A 22261-nucleotide genomic window follows, 5' to 3' on the forward strand; every position below is an offset into this window, starting at 1 on the left:
CCTGGTCGGCTCGGCGAACGGCTTGGCTTGGCGTCACGTCACCATGACCGCCCGCATAAGGCCCTGAACGGTCCACTCTATGCGGCAGGCCGTTGGCTGCATCGGCAGACGGGCCTGCTGTTTCCGCCCTGCTGCTCCCTTTGCGGGGCCGCTGGGGTGGGGGATTGGGATATCTGCGCCGAATGCCTGGCCGATCTGCCCCGGCTGGGTGCCTGTTGTCAACGCTGCGCCCTGCCGTTGGCCGTGCCGGGCCTCTGTGGTGCTTGTATGCAGCGGTCGCCGCTGTTTGATCGCTGCATCTGTCCGCTGCTCTATCAGGGGCCGGTCCCTGGCCTGATCACCGGGCTTAAATTCCATAACCGGCTGGCCCATGCCCGGCTGCTGGCAGAGCTGATGTGGCAGCGTTTGGAGCAGGAGGTGGAGTGGCCTGAGTTGATCCTGCCGGTGCCCCTGCATCCGCTAAGGCTGCGCCAGCGGGGCTATAACCAGGCGCTGGAGATTGCCCGTCCCCTGGCCCGGCGGCTGGGTAGGCCGCTGTCTATCCGCCATTGCCGTCGCCAGCGCGCCACCAGCGCCCAATCCGAGTTGCCCAAGCGCCAGCGGCAGAAGAATCTGCGCGGGGCCTTTGTTCTGGATCGGCCCCTGGGGGTAGGGCACCTGGCCCTGCTGGATGACGTGGTGACGACCGGCAGCACGGTCAATGAACTGGCCCGGCTGCTCAAGGGTGCCGGGGTGCAGCGGGTGGATGTCTGGGCGCTGGCGAGGACGCCTTGAATAAAGTTTGGAGTTTGAGGTTTGAAGGGATGTGCCCTTCGGGGGTTTTTTAGAATCGCGGGCAAGCCCGCTCCCACGGCAAGCCCAACGATGTAGGAGGCCTTGGCCGCGAAGGGCGCTTATGATTGATAGACAACCCGGCCTTCAAACAGGGTGTAGCACACCCGTCCGGGTAGGTGCCAGCCGTGAAAGGGGGTGTTGTGGCCGGCGCTGTGCATCTGTTCGCGGTCCAGGACCCAGTCTGCCTCGGGGTCGAAGATGCAGATATCGGCGCTGTTGCCCAGGCTCAGGCGGCCGGCCGGGATGTCCACCACTTGGGCGGGGCCGAGGGTGAGCCGGGCTATGGCCTCGGGCAGGCTGAGCAGGCCATCGCGCACCAGCTTCAGGCTCAGCGGTAACAGGGTCTCCAGGCCGGAGATGCCGGGTTCGGTGGAGGGGAAGGGGGCCTGCTTGGCGTCTTCTTCGTGGGGCTGATGGTCGGAGCAGAGGGCGCTGATGACGCCTTCAGCCAGGGCCTGACGCAGGGCCTCGCGGTCTTGCAGGGTGCGCAGGGGCGGGATCAGGTGGCAGTCGCTGTTGTAGCCGTCCACGTCCTGCTCGGTCAGGTGCAGTTGATGTACGGCGCAGTCGGCGGTGATGGGCAGGCCATCGTGCTGGGCGCGGCGGATCTTGCGCACGGCGGTGGCGGTGGAGATACCGTGAAAGTGCAGCCGGGCACCGGTGTGCTCGGCCAGGGCGATGTCGCGTGCCACGGCCACGGTCTCGGCGGCGGCGGGGATGCCGGGCAGGCCCAGGCGGGTGGCCACCGGGCCTTCGTGTACACAGCCGTTGCCGCGCAGGTGCCTGTCCTCCGGGCGGACGAAGACCACCAGGCCGAAGGTGACGGCGTATTCCAGGGCGCGGCGCTCCACCTGGGTGTTCTTGAACGGGCGCAGGCCGTTGCTCAGGGCCACGCAGCCGGCCTCGTGCAGGGCGGCCATCTCGCTCAGGGCGTCCCCCCTGAGGCCTTGGGTGATGGCCCCTATGGGCAGCACCATGGCCTTGCCGCTCTGCTTGGCGCGACGCCGGATCAGCTCTACCACCGCCGGTGAGTCGATCACCGGATCGGTGTCCGGGGCGCAGCACAGGCTGGTGATGCCGGCCGCGGCGGCGGCGGCGGTCTCGCTGGCGATGTTGGCCTTGACCTCCAGCCCCGGCTCGCGCAGATGGGCGCTCAGGTCCACCAGGCCGGGGCAGACCACGCGCTCGCGGGCGTCTATCACCTGTTCGGCGACAAAGCCCGCTGGTGGCTGGCCTATGGCCAGTATCCGGCCTGCGGCCAGGTGCAGGTCGATGATCTCATCGCGCTCAGCGGCGGGGTCGATCAGGCGGCCATTGAGGATGCTGATACTGTTCATGACTCGGCCCCAGGGGTTTGCTGCATACACAGGGACATCACCGCCATGCGCACGGCAATGCCGTAGGTGACCTGTTCCAGAATCACCGAGCGCGGCCCGTCGGCCACCTCGGAGTCCATCTCCACGCCCCGGTTGATCGGCCCGGGGTGCATGACTATGGCCTCGGGGTGGAGCAGGTCCAGGCGTTCCTCGGTGAGGCCGAACAGGCGGTAGTACTCCTGTTCGCTGGGCAGGAAGGCCCCCTCCATGCGCTCCTTCTGCAGACGCAGCATGATGACCACATCGGCATCGCGGATGCCTGCCTCCAGGTCGTGAAAGGGGTGTACCCCCAGGCTGCGCATGTCGTTGGGCATCAGGGTGCGCGGCGCGATGACCCGCACCTCGGCCGCGCCCAGGGTGTTGAGGGCGACGATCTGTGAGCGGGCCACCCGCGAGTGGCGCAGATCGCCCACTATGGCTATCCGCAAGCGGCCAAAGTCGGGCTTGTGGCGGCGGATGGTGAACATGTCCAGCATGGCCTGGGTGGGGTGCGCGTGCCAGCCGTCACCGGCGTTGATCACGCTGACGTGGGGGGCGCAGTGCTCGGCGATGAAGTGGGCCGCGCCGCTTTCGCCGTGGCGGACCACGAACATGTCCACCTGCATGGCCTCCAGGTTGCGCAGGGTGTCGAGCAGGGTCTCGCCCTTGCTGGTGGCCGAGGTGCTGATGTTGAGGTTGAGCACGTCGGCGGACAGGCGCTTGGCGGCCAATTCAAAGGTGGTTCGGGTGCGCGTGCTGTTCTCGAAAAACAGGTTGGCGATGACCTTGCCGCGCAGCAGGGGCACCTTTTTCACCGTGCGGTTACTGACCCCGGCGAAGGATTCGGCGGTGTCCAGGATCAGGTTGAGCATCTGCCGGTCCAGCCCCTGGATGCTGAGAAAGTGGCGCAGGCGGCCCTGCTCGTCGAGCTGTAGATTGGGCCTCATGCCGCCTCTCCGGCGGCCCGCGCGACCTGCTTGGGGTGACCGATGAACAGCCGCAGCGGGGCCGGTCCGGCCAGGGTGACCTGGGCGTCCTGATCCAGTTGCAGGGCGGATAGCTTGGGCTGGATGGGCAGCTCGCGGCCATTGCGCTGCACCAGCACCAGCAGGCTGACCGAGGCCGGTCGGCCGTAATCGAACAGCTCGTTGAGGGCGGCGCGGGCGGTACGGCCGGTCTGGATGACGTCGTCCACCAACAGTACATGCCGCCCCTCCAGATCGAAGGGGATGTCCGAGGGGCGTACCTCGGGGTTCATGCCGATGCGGGTGAAGTCGTCCCGGTAGAAGCTGATGTCCAACACCCCCAGGGGCTCGCTCAGGCCCAGCTGACGGTGCAGCAGATCGGCCACCCAGACACCGCCGGTGTGGATGCCGACCATGAGGGGATCGCTGACGCCGTGCCGGAGCAGATCGGCCTGCAGGCGCTCGCCAAGCTGGCGGATCAGGCCCTCGACCTCTGGGGTATCTAGGCTGCGGGTTTCATCGTTCATGGGCAGTGCTCGTGCTAGGGGTGGCAAGGTGTTCAAATCCTAAACTGCCATTCCCGCCAGGGAGTGGCGGGGATCCCGTACCAAGGATGGCAGCAGGCTTGGCAACGGTCAGGCCCTGCCCTCCCTGGCCACTGGATTCCGGCGGTCCACGCTGGAATGACGGCTGAGTCGTTGCTTCAAATCGCGGATTATGCCGATTTCTTTACAGATTGAACGCTCAATTTTACCTGATTACCCACAATCCTCCGCCAATCGGGTAGGTCGGCCCAGGACAGCCGGTGGGCGTGCCGCTTGCTGGGCAATCGGCCATGCCCTGTCAGGTCGCCTGGCAGAGCCGACCTCCCACGTCAGGTTAAGCCGTTCGCTCGGCCAGCGCTTTTGCTTTTCCGCTCAGCTGACGGCATTGGCTGTCCAGCCCCTTGCCCGCTGTCCATTTTTGCTCGGCTTAGGGTACCATCTGAACGCGAAATTTTTCATTATTGAGCCTGGGCAGGAGACACCATGCAGCACCAGACCGAGCGACTGATCCACCAATTGAGCCAGCTGCTGGGCCAGATCGGCCCGCTCAAGCTGGCCTGCAGCGGCGGCGTGGATAGCCTGACCCTGGCCCTTTTGGCCCACCGCAGCCTGGGCGATCAGGCACTGATCTGCCATGCCGTCTCCCCGGCGGTGCCGACCGAGGCCACGGCGCGGGTGCAGGGGCTGGCCCTGCGCCACGGCTGGCGGCTGCAACGGCTGGATGCCGGCGAGTTTGCCGACCCCAATTACCTGAACAATCCCTATGACCGCTGCTTTCACTGCAAAAGCAACCTCTACGCCGCCCTGGAGCGCATCGCCGCCGAGGGCGGAGACGCTACCCTGGTATCGGGCACCAACCGGGATGACCTGGACGACTACCGCCCCGGCCTGATCGCCGCGCGCCGCTTCCGGGTGCGGCATCCCTATGTCGAATGCGGCATCGGCAAGGCCGAGGTGCGCCGCATCGCCGCCCATCTGGGGCAGGCCGAGCTGGCTGAGCTGCCGGCCTCGCCCTGTCTGGCCAGCCGGGTGCAGACCGGCCTGCCGATCCGCGCCGAGCACCTGGGCTTTGTTCACCAGGTGGAGCGGGCACTGACAGAGGCGCTGCGGCCCAGGGTGGTGCGCTGCCGCATCTTCAACGATGCCATCAGTATTCAGCTTGACCCGGAGAGCCTGCAACGCCTGGATGCCGCCAAGGAGCACTGGCGTGCCCAGGTACAGGGGCTGGCCGCGCCCTTGCAGCTGCCAGGGCCGGTGCGCTTTGACCCCTACCGCATGGGCAGCGCCTTCGTTGCCGAGGGGGAATCGGCCCCGTGATCGAAGCCAACAGCAAGGCCCAAATCAGATTGGATTTTGACCGCGCCGCACGCACCGGCCTGGACGAGGCGGTGTTCTGCATCCGCAAGAGCCCGGCGCAGATCAGCGCCATCCTGGAGCAGTTCCAGCAGCGGGGTCAGGCTTGCCTGCTGACCCGGTTGGAATCGACCAAGTTCCAGCAACTGTCCCCGGCCTGGCAACGGCAGCTGGATTATGACCCCCTCTCCGCCAGCGCCATCCTGGGCCAGCCCCCCGCCATCCGGCCCGATCCCGCCCGCAGCGTGGCCATCGTCAGTGGCGGTACCTCGGATGCCCCGGTCTGCGCCGAGGTGGCACGCACCCTGGCCTTCTACGGCGTGGCCTGCCAACAGTTTCAGGACGTCGGCGTGACCGGTCTGTGGCGTTTGCTGGAGCGCATCGAGGAGATACGCCAATACCCCATCGTCATCGCCGTGGCCGGCATGGAGGGGGCTATTTTCTCGGTACTGGGCGGGCTGATCGACTCGGTGCTCATCGCCGTGCCCTGCTCGGTCTCCTACGGCGTCGGCCCCGATGGCGAGCTGGCCCTGCACGCCGCCCTGGGCTCCTGCGCCCCCGGCATCCTCAGCTGCAACATAGACAACGGCTACGGTGCCGCCTGTGCCGCCCTGCGTATCCTGCACCGGTTTCAGGCCGGTTAAGGAACAGCGACATAGGGCGGGCCGCGCCCGCCGCCAAGGCAGCTGGGTCCTGGATTTAATATTTCTCTGTCTTGGCCGATAGCCTGAGTGCAACGGACAAAGGCGGCCTTCAGGGCCAGCCAGACAGGGCGGAACGGGATGGCCGCCAGGCGTTGCCAGAGCAATCAGGATTCAACAAAACCCGGCCTCGGCCGATATAGGGTGCAAGGAAAGTGTTTTTATGCAGGTGGCGTTATGAACAACATCACTAATACCGTAGAGCTGAACAGCTTTGTCGTGAATCAACTGGCCAACCCGGTCAATCCGGTCAACCCGAGTCAGGGCAATCCCCTGGGCAGGGCGCAAGACCCTCTTGCCGAAGGCGAGGATAAACTGACCCTGAAGGACCATGCCCTGCAAGGCAGGGAGGAGATGAGTCATCGTTTCTCCGAGGCAATCAGCAATGCCCGCGCCCGTACAGCGGTGCTGGTGGAGTCCTTCCGCGAGGGCAAGTCGCCCTTTGATCTGGAGGCCATGGTCAGAAGCAAGGACGATGTCGAGCGGATTCTGGCTTCCTAAACAGAGGACAGATGACAGATAGTTGTGGCGCTTCGCGCCAGGTCACTCGATCTGTCGCGTAGCGACGCCAAACGCTGTCTTCTGTCCTCTGTCCTCAGTCCTCTGTTTAGGTAAAGGCCCGCAGCAGCTGTTGCAGGGCCTTGCCCCTGTGACTCATGGCGTTTTTTACCTCGGCAGGTAGTTGCGCGGCGCTGCAATCGTGCTCGGGGACGTAGAAGATGGGGTCGTAACCAAAGCCGTTTTCGCCCTGGGGCGCGGTGAGGATGCGGCCCTCCCAGCTGCCCTGGCAGATCAGCGGGGTGGGGTCTTCGGCGTGACGCATATAGACCAGCAGGCATTGATAGCGGGCGCCGCGCTCCTGCTCGGGCAGGCCGTGCAGCGCCTGTAGCAGTTTGCGGTTGTTGGCCTCATCCCCGGCACCGACTCCGGCATAGCGGGCGGAGTAGATGCCGGGGGCACCGCGCAGGGCATCCACCTCTATCCCTGAGTCGTCGGCAAGGGCGGCAAGCCCGGTGTGCAGGGCGGCGTTGCGTGCCTTGATCAGGGCGTTCTCGACAAAGGTCAGGCCGATCTCATCCGCCTCGGGCACATCGGTAAACAGCCCTTGAGGCACCACCTGGACAGGGAAATCAGCCAGCAATTCACTGAATTCACGGACCTTGTGTGTATTGTTACTGGCCAGCACTATGCGTTGTTTGGCATCGGCTTGCGAATCTGTGGCGTGCTGCGGGTTCATGCTTGTGTCTCCAGGGCCTGACGTTGGGCTTGAAACAATTGGCTTATCCCCGCCTGGCCCAGATCGAGCAGGCAGAGCAGTTCATCACGGCTGTAGGGGTGGCCCTCGGCGGTGCCTTGCAGTTCGATGAAGCGGCCATCCTCGGCCATCACCAGGTTCATGTCGGTCTCTGCCGCCGAGTCCTCGGCATAATCCAGATCCAGCACCGGAACCCCCTGATAAATACCCACGGAGACCGCCGCAACCCAGTGCCGCGTGGGGTTGTGGCTCAGCTTGCCGTTGGCAACCAGGCCATTGAGGGCGTCTTGCAGGGCGACGAAGGCCCCACTGATGGCGGCGGTGCGGGTGCCGCCATCGGCCTGGATGACGTCGCAGTCGAGGGTGATGCAGCGTCGGCCCAGGGCCTTGAGGTCCACCGCGGCGCGCAGGGAGCGGCCGATCAGGCGCTGGATCTCCAGGGTGCGGCCACCCTGCCTGCCGGTGCTGGCCTCGCGCCCCATGCGGCTGCTGGTGGAGCGCGGCAACATGCCGTATTCGGCGGTGATCCAGCCGCCCTGGCCGTCGTTCATCCAACGCGGTACGCGTTCTTCAACACTGGCGGTGCAGAGCACCTGGGTATCGCCAAAGGCCACCAGTACCGAGCCCTCGGCGTGCTTGGTGTAGTGGCGTTGCATACGCACCGGGCGCAGTTGATCGGGGCGGCGTCCGCTCGGTCTCATGGTGCTCTCCTGTCCGGTCAGGCCGGGTTTATGTCGGGGTTTCAAAGTTGTCCAGGGCCGAGCGCAGACGCTGCACGGCGGAGTCGATCCGGTCACCATCATCCTTTAGGGGACGGCGTGCCGGGGCCAGCCAGCGCAGGGCCACGCCGGTGACGTTGTCGCTGCCCGGCGAGGCCTCGTACTGGGCCATGTTGGCGGTCTGGTGGAGCAGGGAGTCCAGCGGCACGTCGGCGGCATCCATGGCCAGCGCCAGGCGCTCGTCCCCCATGGGCCCCCACAGACCATCGCTGCACAGCAGCAGCACATCGCCCGGCTCCAACACCACGGCCTCCGGCCCCAGGGTCGGCTCGGGGGACGCGCCCAGGCCACCCAGGCAGCGGGTGACAAAGTTCTTGAACGGGTGCTGGTCCATCTCCTCGGCCTCGATCAGGCCATCCCGGCGCAAGCGCTCCACATAGGAGTGATCCACCGTGCGGCCGAGCAACTCGCCCCGGCGAAAATGATACAGGCGGCTGTCGCCCACATGGCCCCACCAGGCGCGGCCCTCCTGCACCAGACACAGGGCCAGGGTGGTGCGCGGGTCGATCGGCGGGTCCTGCGCCTCGCCATAGTCCACGATGCGCTCATGGGCCTGCAGGCTGATGTACTCCAACAGGCCAGCCGGGTCCGGCACCGGCTTCTTTACCCGCATGAAGGCCTCGTGGCAGCAGTCCACCACCATCTGCGCCGCTTCCTCACCCTTGGGATGTCCGCCCATGCCATCGGCCACCACCAGCAGGGCCACCCCGGCACTGGTGAACAGGGCACCGCGATCCTGGTTGTTGCGGCGATCACCCAACAGGCTGATCTGGCTGGTCTCGAACACGGCATCTGTCATGGGCCTGGGCTCACTTCACTTCGGTTAGGGGTTTGGGTTATTCCGGCATAGGGCCGTAGGCGGTGGGCCTGTCATTCCACCGCCAGCAGGGCCTGCAACAGCTCCCGCGCATCCTGCGGCCGGTCCGGCGCGTCTATCGCCATGGCCCAGTCAATCGCCTCCAGCATGGCCTTGGGGTAGCGTTGGCCGTATTCCTCCAGCGCCGGTTTCAGGTTGTCCTTGGCGTGGCGCTCGATGGCGGTGGGCGGCGACTTGCCATCCAGACAGGTGCGCATACTGGCCCCTATGGCATAGACATCGCTCCAGGGGCCCAGGGCACCGGTGGAATAATACTGCTCCATCGGCGAATAGCCGGGGGTGACCACCCGCCCGGAGCGGACCTGGGTCTGCTCCAGAAACTCATGGGCGGCACCAAAATCCAGCAGCAGGGGGTTGCCGCCGGAGCGTAGGTGGATGTTGCTCGGCTTGATGTCCAGATGCAGGTGGTTTTTTTCGTGGATCAGGGCCAGGGCATCCAGGATCGGCGGGAATACCGTCATCATGAAACGGGTGCTCAGGCTGCCGCCGCGCTTGCGGATATAGCCGCCGAGGTTTTTGCCCTCTTCGTAGTCCATCACCATGTAGGCGGTGTCATTGGCGAGAAAGAAGTTGCGCACATTGACGATGTTCGGGTGCTTCAGTTGGCTGAGCACCTTGGCCTCCTTGTAGAACAGCTTGCGCCCCTGATTGAAGGAGTGGCGCTTGTCCTCGCTGACAATCTGCACCAGGGCGGAGTCCTGATTACGCTGGGACAGCTTCTTCGGCAGGTATTCCTTGATCACCACCCGCGACTGGTCATCCAGATCCTTGGCCAGATAGATCAGGCTGAAGCCGCCACCGGCGATGGGCTTGATGATCTCATAGCAATCGATCTGGCTACCCTCGGCCAGGGGGTTGCGTTCATCTGCCACGGGGGTACCAGGCACTGGGGTTTGCGTTCATTCGGGTATGATAGCAAGGAAGCAGCGAAAGTCTTTAGCCACCCGGAGGAATTCCCATGATCCACAGCATGACCGCATTTGCCCGCAGCGAGCAGCGTACCGAACTGGGCGAGCTGATCTGGGAGCTGCGCTCGGTCAACCACCGTTACCTGGAGCCCGGCCTGCGCCTGCCGGAAGAGCTGCGGCAGATGGAGGGCGCGGTGCGAGAGCGCCTGGGGGCGCGCCTGAGCCGGGGCAAGATCGACGCCAGCCTGCGCTTTCAGCCCGCCGCCAGCAGCCGTGGTGATATCCAGCTGAACGACGCCATTGCCCAGCAGGTATTCTCTGCCGCCGAGCACTTAAGCCACAAGATCGGCCGCCAGATGCAGCTGCCCAGCCTGATGGATCTGCTGCAATGGCCCGGCGTGGTGGAGCAGCGGCGACCCGACCTGAGCCCGGTGATCGAACAGGCCCTGGTCCTGCTGGATCAGGCCATGGAACAGCTGATCGCCAACCGCCAGCGCGAGGGCGCGCGCCTGGCCGAGCTGATCCAGCAACGCTGTAGCGCCATGCGACAGCAGGTGGAACAGGTGCAGGAACAGATGCCCAGGGTCATCGCCGGGGTCCGCAAGCGCCTGCGTGAACGTCTCGACGAACTCAGCGGCGAGCTGGAGCCAGGCCGCCTGGAGCAGGAGATGGTCATCCTCAGCCAACGCCTGGACGTGGATGAGGAAATGGACCGGCTGCTCACCCACATCAGCGAGGTGGAGGCGGTCATGCAACGCCAGGAGCCGGTCGGCCGCCGCCTTGACTTTCTGATGCAGGAACTCAACCGCGAGGCCAATACCCTGGGCTCAAAATCCAACGACCTGAGCATCACCCAATGCGGCATGGAGATGAAGGTGCTGATCGAACAGATGCGCGAGCAGGTGCAGAACATTGAGTGAGTTCCACGGGGTTCTGGTGTGTTCTGCCGATAAATATCATCTTTCTGTTTTTATGGGAAATATTGTCCTATTTGTTCTTGTATGTTCCACGCTAAGCCGCTATATTTTGTGTACCGGTAAGTGTACCCGCAGGTACACTTAGCTGATTCTGGCGGGTACACCACTTAGGCGAGGCGGAAAACATGGGCAAACTCACAGACTTGCAGATCAAGGCCTGGATCAAGAACGGCGAGCGTTTTGAGGGGCGGTCCGATGGAGGTGGCCTCTATCTGCGCTTTCGCCCCGATTACGCGACCCCCATGTGGCGCTTCCGCTATAAATTCTCTGGCAAACCGCGCTGGGTGGAGCTGGGCAGTTACCGGACCCTGAGCTTGGCTGAGGCGCGCAAGGTAGCCAAGGAAATGAAGGCGCGGGTTGCCTTGGGCTATGACGTGGCCATGGAGAAGCGCGAGCGCAAGCAGGAGGCCCTGGAGAAAATCGAGGCGGCAAAGCGCATATACACCGTGGCCGCGCTGGCCGACGAATTTTTTGAGGCCCGGATTCTGGGGCGCTGGAAGCACCCAAACATCGTACGCTCCCGCATTGAGAAAGACATCAAGCCCGCCATCGGCAAGCTGGCCTTGAACGAGGTCCGCCCCAGCCATGTGGACGCGCTGCTCAAGGGTATCGTTGCCCGAGGTGCGCCCAGCATCGCCACCGATGTGATGCGCTGGGGCAAGCGGATGTTCGACTATGCCATCAAGCGCGAACTGGTGGACAAGAACCCCTTTGCGGTTTTCGATCCTTCCGACGCCGGTGGCACCGAAAAGGCACGGACGCGCTGGCTGACCCGTGACGAGCTGGCCAGGTTGTTGCAAGTGATGAAAGACGCACCCGGCTGGTCGGTGGAAAACGGCATCACGGTCAAGCTGCTGTTGATGCTGGCTGTGCGCAAGCAGGAGCTGATCGCCGCCCGCATTGAGGAATTTGATTTGGACAATGCGGTCTGGCACTTACCCGCCGAGCGCACCAAAACCGAAGCGGCCGTTGACATCCCCCTACCCCGGCAGGCGGTCGAACTGCTGCGTGAATTGGTGCGTCTTGCGGGCCGCAGCCAATGGCTGTTGCCGGCCCGCAAAATGCAGAGCCGGATGATTCCGCATATCGACCTGAACACGGTCAACGCCGCCATGGCCAAGAGCATTCGCCCGCTGATGGGACCTGACTGCGAACCCTTCAGTCCCCATGATTTTCGCCGTACCGCCCGCACCCACCTGGAGGCGCTGAGCGTGGCCCCGCACATCTGTGAGCGCTGCCTGAACCACAAGATCAAGGGAATTGTCGGCGTCTATAACCGCCACGATTATTTCGAAGAGCGCAAAGTAGCGCTGCAGCGTTGGGCCGACCTGCTCAGCAGCCTGGAAAATAGTGCCAACGTGGTGCCGATTGGCGAGGGCCTGCTGCGCAAGGCCGGTTGATCCTTGCCCGGCCAAGACCTGGAAAGAACCTATGACCCATGACGATAAGCAGGCTGAGCTAAAGCGGCAACTGATTCGTGCGAAAAATCGTTTCCAGGCCTGGAGAACCCTGCGCGAACGGGGCTGGATCAGCCGGGAGGGTGACCCAACCGAACCGGAACCCGCAGAAAAAAGCCTGGACTGGTGGCTGAGCCTGCCGCCCTTGCCGAAGGACCTGGAGGGCCACCTTCGGTTGCTAAGGGCGGTAACGCCCGACCCGAAGAGACCCTATCGCCGACCGCCAGCGGATCAACTCAGCTCAGGTCACAGCACCAAGGATTGGCTCAGGGCCATTGAGGCAACTAGGCTCAACTTTGGCGAATGGTGGCCGGAGTTCGATCAGTGGCGCCGGGACCATCCCGCCCAGCTTGATCCCTTCACGCCCACCACGGCGGAGGGCTGGCTGAACCAGCTACGCCAGTGGGCGGATGGCGTGGCGGAGCGGGAGGCCTGGCTTGAGCAAGCCCAGGCTGAAGCCGAGGCGCTGAAGTCCAGTAGCCGTGAATCAGCAGAAGAGGCCTGGTGGCTCAAGCTGGATGGCTGGACCCTGGAGCAGGCGGCCAATATCCTCGCCGGCAATCGGCCGGACCAATGCACTGACATCAGCAAGTTCGATTTCCCCGGCGAGCCCCGCGAGTTCCAGCGACGCAAAGCAATGCCCGATCAGCAGCAGTTTGACCACTGGCTGGCGCTACTCCGGCCAGCAGTGGCGGCAGGCCGATTCACGCGCATCCCCACACAGCCGGTTTCGTTTCCGCCGGGGGAAATTGTGCGCTGGGCTGCTGATAAGGGGTTGTCGATCCCTCCGGCGCTGATGGGATTGCTCGATGAGCAGCCAGCTAAAGCCCATGAAAAAGAGCCGTCTAGCGCATCCCTCCTAAGTCGACGCATTGATGCAGTGAAAGAACACATGCGCTCACAGGGGGTTCCTGACAAAGATTGGCAGTCTCTCAGTGAATGGGATTTCACAGTTCAATCACTTTACGAGGAAGTCCAGCATTTACCGATTTTCCAAACCAAAGGCAATCCCATAACTTTTGAGACGTTCAATCGTAAGTTCTGGGAAGAGCAGAAAATCTTTCGTATTTCCTGAGGGCGACCCTTGGCCCGACGGTCGCCCCAAAGTCGCCCTAGGTCGATGACAGTCGCCCACCCCTCCCTGTTCTCCTAACCGCGTGGTCTGGACAGTTCCAGACGTTGCCTAGGAGAACCAAATGCAAAATGAATCCCAGTACAGAACACGTCTGATCCGTCGGCGTGAGGTTGAGCGACTGACCGGCCTTTCCCGCTCATCCATTTACGCCCGGTTAAAGCCCAACCCAAATCGCCCCAGCGATTTCGACCCCGACTTTCCACGCCCCGTCCAGCTTGGTCCAAAAGCGGTTGGTTGGGTTGAAGGGGAGGTTCTCCAATGGGTTGAGGGCCGAATTGCAGCAAGTCGGGACAAGGAGTGCGGGCAATGAAACAGTACCAACCTGTCCGTCGCCGCCCCAACTGCAAGGTCATCCGAGGCCCCTGGCTGCAACCCTATCGATCAGCCGATGGGATTTTGTTCCCCAGCATCAAGACCTACCGCCGCTACCACCAGCGCGTCGCGGCCGGCTGCATGGATTGGGCCTGACCATGGCGGTACCGATCCATGAAATCAAACAGGTAGCAACAGGCCGCTGGCGCGACATTCTGGTCGGGCTGGGGCTGCCTGCCGAAGCCCTGTCCGGTAAACATGGTCCCTGTCCCGGTTGTGGCGGAAGGGACCGCTTTCGTTTTCAGCCCGATGACCGCGATGGCCGCTGGATTTGCGGCCAGGGTGGCGCACCGACGGGCGGGGATGGCTTTGACCTGCTGGTGCATTGCGGCCGGAGCCAGGGCGAGGCCTTCAAAGGTGTTGCGGATTGGCTGGGTCTTACTGAGCGGCCGCTGACGCCAACGCAAAGGCGGGAACTGGATCTGCAGCGGCGCAAATCGGAGTTTCTCAAGCTCGACAAGGCGATTTTTCACGAGGCGCATGTGCTGCAGAACCTGGTGGGTGGCCGCAATGCCAGCCGGGAGCTGGAAGGTAATCGAACCTTCCGTGAGCAGCGCCCCGAGTGGGCACCCCTGCCCGATGAGCCGTCGGATCGTGAATTGCTGGCGGTACGCCGCCTGCGCAAAGCCATGAGCAAAAGATATGAATGAGCGACTAGCGATGAATGAAGATGATCCCAGTGGTTGGCTCGATCAGCAGCCAGAACAACCTCGCCGCGACCTGCGAGTCATTGAAGGCGATGGACCGCAATGGCCACCGATCAGGCCATTGCCAAGCCCCGGCGATGTTTCAACAGCAGAACCCTATCCGCATCACGACGTCCCTGAAGCCATTGGTTTAGCTGCGGCTTGCGCATTCCGCCGAAGATGACCGTTGATTCCGGTGATCGTGACCGACTGGCTCATCGGTCCCGCACTGGTGTGGGTTTTTTACGCTGACCGGTCACGATCCGTCAACTCGGCGTCATTTTCCGCATCGACTCGCCGCGCAGTGGGAGCCGATGGGCACCGTGCAAAAGGCGGTCGAGAATGGCGTCTGCCAGCGTCGCCTCGCCGATGAGATCATGCCAGTGTTCGACGGGTAGCTGACTGGCGATCAACGTGGAGCGTCGGCCGTGGCGGTCCTCGATCACCTCCATCAGGTCGTGCCGTTGGGCGGCCGTCACCTTCTGGATGCCCCAGTCATCCAGGATCAGCAGATCCATCTTCAGCAGCTGGTTCATCAGACGCGGGTAGGAGCCGTCGCCGTGGGCGATGCGTAGCTGTTCGAACAGCGTGGGCAGGCGCAGGTAGCGCACCGCCAAGCCGTGCCGACACGCCTGATTGCCCAAGGCACAGGCCAGCCAGGTCTTGCCACAGCCGGTGGGACCGGTGATGCAGAGGTTATGGGCCTGGCGGACCCAGTCACAGCTCGCCAGCGCCGCCAGGCGGGCCTTCTCCAAGCCGCGGGGATGGCGGTAGTCGATGTCCTCGACACAGGCGTGGATACGCAACTTGGCGGCCTTGAGCAGGCGCCCCAGACGCCGGTTCTCCCGGTGCAGCACCTCCCGCTCCACCAAGAGCGCCAGGCGCTCCTCGAAGGCCAGATCGTGGGTTTCGGGTTGCTCCCGTTGCTGTTCCAGGGCATCCAGCATGCCGGTCAGCTTGAGGGCGCGCAGGTGTTCGGTGGTCTGTTGGTTCAACATGAAAGACTCCTCAGTGGTAGTAATCGGCGCCGCGCAGATTGGCGTGTTCGGGTAGCTCAGCCTCAGGCTCATCGGCCTCCTGGGGTTGCCGATCCAGGCCTTGCTTGAGAATGGATGCCACGCTCGGATAGGTGACCGAGCGGATCGCCAGGGCGCGCTCACAGGCCTGCTCCAGCCGCGTCCGGTCGTAGCGTCGCCCCAGGAGCAACAGCCCGAGGCAGGCGCGGTAGCCGTGCTCGGGATGAGGGCGGCCCTCCAGTTGCTGCTGGATCACCTGCGCCGTGCAGGGGCCGATGTCACGGGCCCAGTTCAAGAACCGTCCCGGCGACCAGTCCCGATGGGCCTGATGGGACTTGGGCATGTGCTCGGTGAGCGTGCTGTAGCGGCCTCGGCCGTGACGTGGGTGAGCGGCGACCCGCCGGCCCTTGTGCAGCACCTCCAGCGTGGTGGCGGTCAGGCGCAGGTCCAGGGTCTGACCAACCGGACGCTGTAGAGGCGCTTGTCCACTTCGACGTGGTAGTCGATGCCCGGCTTGGCCTTGCGCCACTCGGCATAGACGTAATCGTCCTGGGGCAGCGGTTTGAGCGCCGGCCGGTCGATCGCCTCGAACAGGTCCCGGCGGCTCTCCTCACGGCCCTGGAACGGCCGTTCGTTGAGCGGGGGCAGCAACTCGGCGATGGCCTGATTCAGCTCGGCCAGGGAGAAGAAGGTGTGATGGCGCAGGCGCGCCAGAATCCAGCGTTCCACCACCTGCACCGCCACCTCGGCCTTGGCCTTGTCTTTCGGCTTATAGGGCCGTGCCGGCAAGACGGCGGTCCGATAGTGGGCGGCCATCTCGGCGTAGGTGGCGTTGATCGTCGGCGTATAGCGACAGGCCTGGGTCACCGCCGCCTTGAGGTTGTCGGGCACCAGCAGGTCGGGCACGCCACCGAAGAACCGCAGCATGCGCTGGTGGGACGCGATCCAGTCCGGCAGGGACTGGGTGTAGGTCGCCTCGGCGTAGGTATAGCTGGACGCCCCGAGCACGCCGACGAAGATCTGCGCCGAACGGACCTCACCGCTGTGGCGGTCGACGATATCCACCGTCGGGCCGCAGTAGTCGATGAAGGCCTTCTCGCCGGCTCGGTGCAGTTGGCGCATGCTGCACTTCTGCCGGTCTCGCCATTGGCGGTAGCGGTGGCAGTATTGGCTGTAGCCGTAGGCCCGATCCTCATGCACAGCGGCATACTCGGCCCACAGCAGTTGCAGGGTCACGCCCTTGCGCTTGAGCTCCTGGTGGATCTGGAAGTAATCCGGCTCGGCACGCGAGGCAGGCGCCTCACGGGGCGGGTACAGCAGGGCCTCCAGGCGCGCTTCGTCCACCCCGTCAGGCAGCGGCCAACTGATCCCTTTGGCCTGGGCCAGGCTGACGTACTTGCTGACGGCCCCCTTGGACAGGCCGCAGGCGCGACCGATCTTCTCGTGGCTGAGTTGAGCCTCGTACTTGAAGCGTAAGACGTCGATGATTTTCTTCATGGGAATCCTCGTTGCAGGCATGGCGTCCTCCGGGTAAGCAAAAGGACGCGGTTATGCCGGTTAAAGTCGAAGAATTCCAGTGGGTTGGATGGGCATTCCGGGATCGTGACCGGTGATTCCAGACACGTGACCGCGGATTCCGGAAACAGACCCGGAATCGGTCACGATCAATCGGAATCACCGGTCACGTTGCGCCGGAATCGGCGGTCACGTTCAAACGGAATGGGCGGTCACGATGGGGCGGAATACGCACGGCTGAGGTTTCGAGGTTTTGTAAGGTTCCAGCGCAATCACCTGCAGTGGTCGGGCTGGCTGTGACTGGTGTTGCCATAGGCAAATTGGCGGAAATTGAGGAGCGTTCCGGCCATCGGCATTTTCCCAGCTTGTTTTGGCTGGTAATCGCCAGTTCCGGCGAAAGGAAATCACCTGTTTTTAAGCACATGGCAGCACCGCTTGAAAGTTGGTCGATCCGTCAAGAAGCAGCCTTTGCCGAAGCCATGGCGGGATTTCGCGCAAAGACTACAGCCATCGATACCGCCATCAGTGGTCTGAAGAGCGCTGGCCGAAAGATGTCTGATCTTTCGCTGCTCGAAGAGCAACTCGCCGAACTTGAACGCCAGAGGCCAGAACCGCCTGTCAAGCCGATGCTCTTTAGCGCTGATGTGACTGAAGAACGTTTGTTTCAAAAATTGCACGAGCGTGGTGGTGAGTTTGCCGTCCTTTCGGCTGAAGCGCGGCCAATATTGGACAACATCATGGGGCGTTATAGCAGTGGAGGCCGGACCGGAGACGCCATTTATTTAGCGGCCACTTCGGGCGACACCATTACGCGGGATCGAGTGGGCTCAGAGGGACGGGCAGAGGAGCGTGTTGTCTGGCGTCCAGTTTTGACCGTATGCGGCATGTGCCAAGCGGACAAGTACATCGAACTCGCCAGCCACCCCGCCCTGCGTGCCTCTGGGGCATTGGCGCGCATCTGGCCGGCATGGCTGCTCTCACTGGTAGGTGAGCGCCTGGAGGATGTCGGCGAGGTCGGCTTGCAGGATGAACTGATGGGGCCTTTCCGGCGCCTGCTGACCACACTGCTGCGCTTCCGGGAGCAGGGTAGCCCTCGGCTGGAGCAGCCTCATCTGGCCTCCTTGAGCGCTGAAGCGGCGGAGTTGCGGCGGTTGCTGCACAACCAGATCGAAGCGCGCATGGGCGCTGGCGGCGATCTGGTGGATGTGCGCGACATCGCCAGCAAGGCGGTATCGAACATCTGCAAACTGGCGCTGATCCTGCATCTGGCGGATGCGCCGGAGCTTCTGGAGCAGGAAACCTCAGTGATTGACGAAGATTGCTGGCGGCGGGCTGAGTCCATTGGCAGCTGGCATTTGGCTGAGGCGGTCCGCGCCCAGCGTGTTGCCGGGGAAAACCCCTTGCTGGATGGTGCGCGCCGGACCCTGGATTGGCTCAGGCGCGAACGCATGGTGACGGTCAAGGGTATTGATCTGCAGCAGTACGGCCCTCGGCCGCGACCCAGTGGCAGAGAGGCCGGGGAGATTCTGGAGCTGCTGGCCGACCACGGCTATCTGCTGGAAGACCCGGCGCTGAGCAAGCGCAAGCCGGTGTACCGGGTGAATCCCCATGTGCATGACGCCTGAATCTAGCCGGATTAGCCAAACTAGCCAGGGTGCGCCCGCGCCGGCAAAATCCGAGAATGCGCACAGTTCACTGGCTAAGTTGGCTAGTTTGGCTAGTGACCCCGATGCCGGCCAGGCCCGCCAGGACAGCGGCCTGGACAGGGCCACCCAGGCCAGGGCCAAGCGCGTGATCCGCCAGCTGGCGCGGGATTTTGACTGGCCGGCGCAGGATTTGCTGGCTTGGTACGCCAAGGACTTCGCCGACTTTGCCGAGTTACCCTATCAGCGGCTGCGCTGGATCGTGCTGGACTACCTGCAGCGCCATCATGATTGGCACCCGAAGGGCGGCGGCGCGGGAGCTTGAGATCTGGTGGCTTCATTCTCCTTGCAGTTGGCGCGTAACTCGCTGAATTTCAGCAGGTTAAAGCAAATACGCAAGGGTGAAATTGGGTGATTTATAGGAATTGGCTATGAGGTATTTCAAATGAATAGTTATTCTTTATTAAATGAAAATAGCCACTCTAGCCAAATTAGCCGCAGAATCTCCGCCATTGGCCCGTTTTGCGCCCACAGGACTACCCCGGCTAATTTGGCTAGGCCGGCTAAAAAGGCCGTAGCCGCGCCTCAAGTACCCTGGCGCCGCAACAAGAGGGTGATGAAGTCATCCACCAGTTCGCGGTTTTCCGGGGTCAGGGCAGCCAGGCGATGGCTGATCCGATGGATTTCGGTTGCGGGATCAAGCTCAGTGGATTCGGCGCGCTGGTGCAGCTGCGAGACCGTAACGCCGAGGGCGTTGGCAATTTTTGCCAGAGTATCAGCGGAATAGCCCTGAACGCCGCGCTCGATCCGGGACAAATTGCTGGGATTGGTGCCGGCAGCGAGCGCAATCTCCTCCAGCGTCGCCTTCTGCGCTTCCCGAATTTCACGAATGATGGTGCCGATCTGCATCGGCAGTATGGTTAGGGGCATTGACCTGTCGCGAAAAGCGTGTCACGTCAATTAGAATGACCTTTGACGTCAATTCATTTCTCTCAGCAGGAAGAAAGCCGATGCCGACCCAGAACGATGAAGGCAAGCCACATCAATTGGATCTGTTTGAAGTTGACGAAGTCCGGTCGATCCTGGATCAGTTGCTCGATGATTCGCGGCTGTACAGGAAAAGCCAGCGCTACATCGATCTGCTGGATTTTGCATCCCGCCTGCGCAATTTCGCCCCCTTCAATGCCATGCTGCTCAATATTCAGAAGCCTGGCCTGACCTATGCCGCCTCAGCCTATGATTGGAGGGTAAAATTTGAACGTCACCCCAAGAAAGATGCGAGGCCATTGGTAATCCTTTGGCCCTTTGGCCCGGTTGCCTTTGTCTATGATGTGCAGGATACAGAAGGAAAAGACCTACCCGATGGCGTTTACTGTTTTTACGCCAGTGGCCCAGTGGATGAAGCTGCAATAGCGCGATTTATCGATCTTGCGAAAAAGAAGAATATTATTTGCACCATGATTGACGCAGGAGATAGCAAAGCAGGCTCTATTCAGCGTGAAGGAAAACTATTGCCAAAAAAGCCAGGAGCTAAAGTAAAACCAAATTCGTACAGCTACAGTCTGAAAATCAATAAGAATCACTGTGCGCCAACTCAATTCGCAACACTTGCTCATGAGCTAGGTCATCTTTTTCTAGGGCACTTGGACAAAGACAACGAATTGAACATTCCAGACAGGAGTAAGTTGTCACATCATCAGGAAGAACTTGAGGCAGAATCTGTTGCTTACCTGCTTTGCAAAAGAAACGGCGTGGAGACAAAATCAGACAGTTACTTGGCGACCTATGTCAAGACAAACATAACCATCAATAATCTGGATATGTATCAAGTCATGAGAGCAGCTGGCAGAGTAGAGGAGGTACTTGGCCTGACCGCGCACAATACATTTGAAGACCCCAAGAAAAAAAAGCTGAAACGAAAGAAAGCGAAGTGAACTCAGTGGCAACCTTTTGGCTTGTTGGCTTAGTCCTCCCCCTCCATAACCAACACCGAGATCCGTTTCAGTAGCAGACCCTTCTGGATGTTTGGCGGGCCGGCGGTCGGAATGGGGACGGCTTCGATGAGTTCCTTGGCGAGCGGCGTCGGTCAGAAAATCACGCTGCTGCTTGTTGGGATGGGGCGTCGGAGTGTTGGCTACCTGTTTGCTGCCGGAATCTTTCGGGTCAACGCCTCCCAAACACCTTCTTGAATGCGCCTTTCCGGGCCTCACGCCATGACGGTGGAAGATCATCGTTGTTTTCCAGCGCGGCGAAGATCTCGCGCACCTGCTCATTGCTGATCATTTTCGCTGAGTGCATTTTCTTGAGCAGTTCATGGCCATGCCAAACGGGGATCTCGAACTCGGCACCCAGGTGGTGCATGCCCAGGTCATCGGTGGCGACGATCCCGGGGCGCACCTGACCAAAGGCCAGGCAATAGCAGTCAGCAGGGGATGGTGGTGAACGGCCGTGGATGCTGTAGCTGGCCGCGTTCTCCAGCACATGGGCGCGCAGTACGCTGACCATCGCCTCGATTTCGGCCTTTTCCCTGGCGCTCAGCCGCACCCCTTTTGCCAACCGCTCTGTTGAAAGTTCCGCCTGGTCGAACCAGGGGTACTGGAACCGCAAGCGCGGACTGCGGTGTACCTCATCCTCAACGAGCTTGAGGATGGTCAGGGTGTATTGCTTCTGGCCAAAGGGAATCCCGAGCAGGGGCTTGATGCGTTTGGCCAGGCGCAGGTAGGCGTTGGTGTCCAACAACACCCACATTAACGCGCCAGTTCCTCGTACAGCGCCTTCGCATCCAGAGGGGCAATGTCCAAGACCTGCTGGAGATAGCCGGCCCCCGTGCCTTGTTCGTGAATCATGCGCCGTAGGCCGTTGAAGAAATCGGACTGGAAGCTGTGCTCACAGGCCGCCAGGTAACGATCGGGCGCGGGCGGTGCCGGCTCAAACAGCGCCTCAGTAATCAAAGGCCCTGAGCGGCTAGTGCGGACGACATGGATATCCTTGTCACGCAGGGGTAGCGGGGCGTAACCCTTCGCCTGGGCGTAGTGCTGAACCTGCTGGAATACGGTGTTCAGGGAAATGCTGTGGTGGTGCGCCTGCGCCTGGAGCCGATGGAGCGCATCCCGCTGGGGTTGGCCCTTGGCCTCGTCATAGAGTGGCGCGGCGCAGGCCTCGGGGAACAGGAGCGCGCCGGCAAAGGCGTCGGCAAAATCTTCGCCCTTGTCCTGCCCGGTCCAATCCGGGGTGTAAACATGCGCGAGCTCGTGGGCCATCCAGAACTTGAAGTCCTCGATGCGGGTATCGAGGTTGAGGAAGATGAAGGTTACATCCTCCTGGGGCAGGCGGATATGCAGAGCGTTCTCATGGCGCTGCTTGTCACCCCAGAGGACCGGCACCAAGATCGCCCCCGCCCGGTTGAATTCGCCAATCAGGTGTTCGTAGCGCAGCACCGCCGACTCCCCCAGGCCCAGGTGCTTGCGGGTTTGGGCAACAATCGTCTGCAACCGCTGGTAGTCGGTACCTGGCGAGGTGATCAGCGGCCGCAGTGCCTGGATCTCGGATAGATAGGGCACCAAGGGCCGTAGCAGCAGGCCGATGGCCTCGGCCTTGGCGATATGGGCTGCCGTGGTCTTCGCGTTGCCCTTTTTGCGAAAGGCGACAATCGGCCGCCCTTCGTTCTGCGAAACGGTCAGCTGGTCGAAGGTCAGCCTCAGCGCCGCGGCCAGCTTCAGCAGGGCCGCAGGCCGGGGGAAGTCCTTGCCCTTCATCCAGTTGGTGATGGCTTGGGGGGAGACATCCAGGCGTTCCGCCAGTTCTTTCTGGGTCAGCCCGTTTAGGGTCAGGGCCTCGGCGACCGCCGCTTTGTTGAGGAGCTTTTGCATACAGAGAACATAGGGCAGG

25 protein-coding genes and 1 pseudogene are annotated in these 22261 nt (G+C 62.4%); 14 read left to right on the plus strand and 12 right to left on the minus strand.

Annotated elements, in window-relative coordinates; translation table 11 throughout:
• Positions 1–96: 96 nt before the first annotated feature.
• Positions 97–774 carry a ComF family protein gene (locus tag D5125_11890; GenBank protein QFY91146.1) on the plus strand — a complete coding sequence of 226 codons (678 nt, stop codon included), beginning with the start codon at positions 97–99 and terminating at the stop codon, positions 772–774.
• 119 nt (positions 775–893) lie between these two features.
• On the opposite strand, the gene D5125_11895 is transcribed toward D5125_11890, so the two are convergent.
• From D5125_11895 to pyrR, 3 genes are read right to left on the minus strand one after another with little or no spacing between them, the layout of a single operon-like run.
• Positions 894–2171 carry a dihydroorotase gene (locus D5125_11895; GenBank protein ID QFY90128.1) on the minus strand — a complete coding sequence of 426 codons (1278 nt, stop codon included), beginning with the start codon at positions 2169–2171 and terminating at the stop codon, positions 894–896.
• Positions 2168–3136, minus strand: a complete 969-nt coding sequence (locus D5125_11900) for an aspartate carbamoyltransferase catalytic subunit (protein ID QFY90129.1) — start codon at positions 3134–3136, stop codon at positions 2168–2170. The genes D5125_11895 and D5125_11900 overlap by 4 nt, the downstream gene beginning before the upstream one ends.
• Positions 3133–3681, minus strand: coding sequence for a bifunctional pyr operon transcriptional regulator/uracil phosphoribosyltransferase PyrR (pyrR, locus tag D5125_11905; protein QFY90130.1), 549 nt, complete (start codon positions 3679–3681; stop codon positions 3133–3135). Before pyrR ends, D5125_11900 begins: the two co-directional genes overlap by 4 nt.
• A gap of 501 nt (positions 3682–4182) precedes the next feature.
• Between pyrR and D5125_11910 the strand changes: the two genes are divergently transcribed.
• The 3 genes from D5125_11910 (at position 4183) to D5125_11920 (ending at position 6254) form a co-directional block, all read left to right on the plus strand.
• On the plus strand, positions 4183–5016 hold the full coding sequence (locus tag D5125_11910; protein ID QFY90131.1) for an adenine nucleotide alpha hydrolase: 834 nt from the start codon (positions 4183–4185) through the stop codon (positions 5014–5016).
• Positions 5016–5696, plus strand: coding sequence for a nickel pincer cofactor biosynthesis protein LarB (gene larB, locus D5125_11915; GenBank protein QFY91147.1), 681 nt, complete (start codon positions 5016–5018; stop codon positions 5694–5696). The genes D5125_11910 and larB overlap by 1 nt, the downstream gene beginning before the upstream one ends.
• Positions 5697–5930: 234 nt before the next feature.
• Positions 5931–6254 (plus strand): hypothetical protein, encoded by a 324-nt coding sequence (locus D5125_11920; protein ID QFY90132.1) that lies wholly within the window; start codon positions 5931–5933, stop codon positions 6252–6254.
• 106 nt (positions 6255–6360) lie between these two features.
• On the opposite strand, the gene rdgB is transcribed toward D5125_11920, so the two are convergent.
• The 4 genes from rdgB to D5125_11940 form a co-directional block, all read right to left on the minus strand.
• Positions 6361–6990, minus strand: coding sequence for an RdgB/HAM1 family non-canonical purine NTP pyrophosphatase (gene rdgB, locus D5125_11925; protein ID QFY90133.1), 630 nt, complete (start codon positions 6988–6990; stop codon positions 6361–6363).
• Positions 6987–7709, minus strand: a complete 723-nt coding sequence (gene rph / locus D5125_11930; GenBank protein QFY90134.1) for a ribonuclease PH — start codon at positions 7707–7709, stop codon at positions 6987–6989. Before rph ends, rdgB begins: the two co-directional genes overlap by 4 nt.
• A gap of 28 nt (positions 7710–7737) precedes the next feature.
• The gene (locus D5125_11935; protein ID QFY90135.1) at positions 7738–8586 is read right to left on the minus strand and encodes a serine/threonine-protein phosphatase; all 849 of its coding nucleotides are present in this window, start codon (positions 8584–8586) and stop codon (positions 7738–7740) included.
• 71 nt (positions 8587–8657) lie between these two features.
• A complete protein-coding gene (locus D5125_11940; GenBank protein ID QFY90136.1) occupies positions 8658–9536 on the minus strand; it encodes a serine/threonine protein kinase in 879 nt (292 codons plus the stop codon).
• Positions 9537–9622: 86 nt separating this feature from the next.
• Here D5125_11940 and D5125_11945 point away from each other — a divergent pair, with 86 nt between their 5' ends.
• The 7 genes from D5125_11945 to D5125_17115 all read left to right on the plus strand — a co-directional run bounded on the left by D5125_11945 (position 9623) and on the right by D5125_17115 (position 14383).
• Positions 9623–10492, plus strand: coding sequence for a YicC family protein (locus D5125_11945; protein ID QFY90137.1), 870 nt, complete (start codon positions 9623–9625; stop codon positions 10490–10492).
• Positions 10493–10674: 182 nt separating this feature from the next.
• Positions 10675–11949, plus strand: coding sequence for a tyrosine-type recombinase/integrase (locus D5125_11950; GenBank protein QFY90138.1), 1275 nt, complete (start codon positions 10675–10677; stop codon positions 11947–11949).
• A gap of 31 nt (positions 11950–11980) precedes the next feature.
• Positions 11981–13081 carry a hypothetical protein gene (locus D5125_11955; GenBank protein QFY90139.1) on the plus strand — a complete coding sequence of 367 codons (1101 nt, stop codon included), beginning with the start codon at positions 11981–11983 and terminating at the stop codon, positions 13079–13081.
• Between the two features lie 121 nt (positions 13082–13202).
• On the plus strand, positions 13203–13451 hold the full coding sequence (locus D5125_11960; protein ID QFY90140.1) for an AlpA family transcriptional regulator: 249 nt from the start codon (positions 13203–13205) through the stop codon (positions 13449–13451).
• Positions 13448–13609 carry a hypothetical protein gene (locus D5125_17110; GenBank protein QPB72250.1) on the plus strand — a complete coding sequence of 54 codons (162 nt, stop codon included), beginning with the start codon at positions 13448–13450 and terminating at the stop codon, positions 13607–13609. Before D5125_11960 ends, D5125_17110 begins: the two co-directional genes overlap by 4 nt.
• A 2-nt stretch (positions 13610–13611) precedes the next feature.
• Positions 13612–14163, plus strand: a complete 552-nt coding sequence (locus D5125_11965; GenBank protein ID QFY90141.1) for a hypothetical protein — start codon at positions 13612–13614, stop codon at positions 14161–14163.
• A gap of 10 nt (positions 14164–14173) precedes the next feature.
• Entirely contained in the window at positions 14174–14383 is a 210-nt protein-coding gene (locus tag D5125_17115; protein ID QPB72251.1) for a hypothetical protein, read from the plus strand.
• An 82-nt stretch (positions 14384–14465) separates the two neighbouring features.
• On the opposite strand, the gene D5125_11970 is transcribed toward D5125_17115, so the two are convergent.
• Both D5125_11970 and D5125_11975 read right to left on the minus strand, forming a co-directional pair.
• A complete protein-coding gene (locus D5125_11970) occupies positions 14466–15197 on the minus strand; it encodes an ATP-binding protein (protein QFY90142.1) in 732 nt (243 codons plus the stop codon).
• A gap of 10 nt (positions 15198–15207) precedes the next feature.
• Positions 15208–16733 (minus strand): annotated as a pseudogene (locus D5125_11975) (IS21 family transposase).
• A gap of 293 nt (positions 16734–17026) precedes the next feature.
• Between D5125_11975 and D5125_11980 the strand changes: the two are divergent.
• Both D5125_11980 and D5125_11985 read left to right on the plus strand, forming a co-directional pair.
• Positions 17027–18355, plus strand: coding sequence for a DUF3987 domain-containing protein (locus D5125_11980; GenBank protein QFY90143.2), 1329 nt, complete (start codon positions 17027–17029; stop codon positions 18353–18355).
• 88 nt (positions 18356–18443) lie between these two features.
• Positions 18444–18698: a hypothetical protein gene (locus tag D5125_11985; protein ID QFY90144.1), complete on the plus strand. Its 255-nt coding sequence runs from the start codon at positions 18444–18446 to the stop codon at positions 18696–18698.
• Positions 18699–18958: 260 nt separating this feature from the next.
• On the opposite strand, the gene D5125_11990 is transcribed toward D5125_11985, so the two are convergent.
• Positions 18959–19282, minus strand: a complete 324-nt coding sequence (locus tag D5125_11990; protein QFY90145.2) for a helix-turn-helix transcriptional regulator — start codon at positions 19280–19282, stop codon at positions 18959–18961.
• 56 nt (positions 19283–19338) lie between these two features.
• Here D5125_11990 and D5125_11995 point away from each other — a divergent pair, with 56 nt between their 5' ends.
• Entirely contained in the window at positions 19339–20307 is a 969-nt protein-coding gene (locus tag D5125_11995) for an ImmA/IrrE family metallo-endopeptidase (protein ID QFY90146.2), read from the plus strand.
• A gap of 229 nt (positions 20308–20536) precedes the next feature.
• On the opposite strand, the gene D5125_12000 is transcribed toward D5125_11995, so the two are convergent.
• Both D5125_12000 and D5125_12005 read right to left on the minus strand, forming a co-directional pair.
• Positions 20537–21121, minus strand: coding sequence for a hypothetical protein (locus tag D5125_12000; GenBank protein ID QFY90147.1), 585 nt, complete (start codon positions 21119–21121; stop codon positions 20537–20539).
• A complete protein-coding gene (locus D5125_12005; protein QFY90148.1) occupies positions 21121–22242 on the minus strand; it encodes an ImmA/IrrE family metallo-endopeptidase in 1122 nt (373 codons plus the stop codon). The genes D5125_12000 and D5125_12005 overlap by 1 nt, the downstream gene beginning before the upstream one ends.
• Positions 22243–22261 lie beyond the last annotated feature (19 nt).

It is taken from the genome of gamma proteobacterium SS-5 (assembly GCA_009497875.2).
Lineage (GTDB): Bacteria > Pseudomonadota > Gammaproteobacteria > Chromatiales > Chromatiaceae > Magnetovirga > Magnetovirga frankeli.

Bases quoted from the DNA above. Each gene is read 5' to 3' on its own strand.
- pyrR (QFY90130.1), bottom strand. From the start codon at position 3,681: ATGAACGATGAAACCCGCAGCCTAGATACCCCAGAGGTCGAGGGCCTG.
- D5125_11960 (QFY90140.1), top strand. From the start codon at position 13,203: ATGCAAAATGAATCCCAGTACAGAACACGTCTGATCCGTCGGCGTGAG.
- rdgB (QFY90133.1), bottom strand. From the start codon at position 6,990: ATGAACCCGCAGCACGCCACAGATTCGCAAGCCGATGCCAAACAACGC.
- D5125_12000 (QFY90147.1), bottom strand. From the start codon at position 21,121: ATGTGGGTGTTGTTGGACACCAACGCCTACCTGCGCCTGGCCAAACGC.
- D5125_11910 (QFY90131.1), top strand. From the start codon at position 4,183: ATGCAGCACCAGACCGAGCGACTGATCCACCAATTGAGCCAGCTGCTG.
- D5125_11965 (QFY90141.1), top strand. From the start codon at position 13,612: ATGGCGGTACCGATCCATGAAATCAAACAGGTAGCAACAGGCCGCTGG.
- D5125_11895 (QFY90128.1), bottom strand. From the start codon at position 2,171: ATGAACAGTATCAGCATCCTCAATGGCCGCCTGATCGACCCCGCCGCT.
- D5125_11920 (QFY90132.1), top strand. From the start codon at position 5,931: ATGAACAACATCACTAATACCGTAGAGCTGAACAGCTTTGTCGTGAAT.
- D5125_17110 (QPB72250.1), top strand. From the start codon at position 13,448: ATGAAACAGTACCAACCTGTCCGTCGCCGCCCCAACTGCAAGGTCATC.
- D5125_17115 (QPB72251.1), top strand. From the start codon at position 14,174: ATGAATGAAGATGATCCCAGTGGTTGGCTCGATCAGCAGCCAGAACAA.
- rph (QFY90134.1), bottom strand. From the start codon at position 7,709: ATGAGACCGAGCGGACGCCGCCCCGATCAACTGCGCCCGGTGCGTATG.
- D5125_11955 (QFY90139.1), top strand. From the start codon at position 11,981: ATGACCCATGACGATAAGCAGGCTGAGCTAAAGCGGCAACTGATTCGT.
- D5125_11950 (QFY90138.1), top strand. From the start codon at position 10,675: ATGGGCAAACTCACAGACTTGCAGATCAAGGCCTGGATCAAGAACGGC.
- D5125_11900 (QFY90129.1), bottom strand. From the start codon at position 3,136: ATGAGGCCCAATCTACAGCTCGACGAGCAGGGCCGCCTGCGCCACTTT.
- D5125_11970 (QFY90142.1), bottom strand. From the start codon at position 15,197: ATGTTGAACCAACAGACCACCGAACACCTGCGCGCCCTCAAGCTGACC.
- D5125_11995 (QFY90146.2), top strand. From the start codon at position 19,339: ATGACCTTTGACGTCAATTCATTTCTCTCAGCAGGAAGAAAGCCGATG.
- D5125_11935 (QFY90135.1), bottom strand. From the start codon at position 8,586: ATGACAGATGCCGTGTTCGAGACCAGCCAGATCAGCCTGTTGGGTGAT.
- D5125_11990 (QFY90145.2), bottom strand. From the start codon at position 19,282: ATGCAGATCGGCACCATCATTCGTGAAATTCGGGAAGCGCAGAAGGCG.
- D5125_12005 (QFY90148.1), bottom strand. From the start codon at position 22,242: ATGCAAAAGCTCCTCAACAAAGCGGCGGTCGCCGAGGCCCTGACCCTA.
- D5125_11945 (QFY90137.1), top strand. From the start codon at position 9,623: ATGATCCACAGCATGACCGCATTTGCCCGCAGCGAGCAGCGTACCGAA.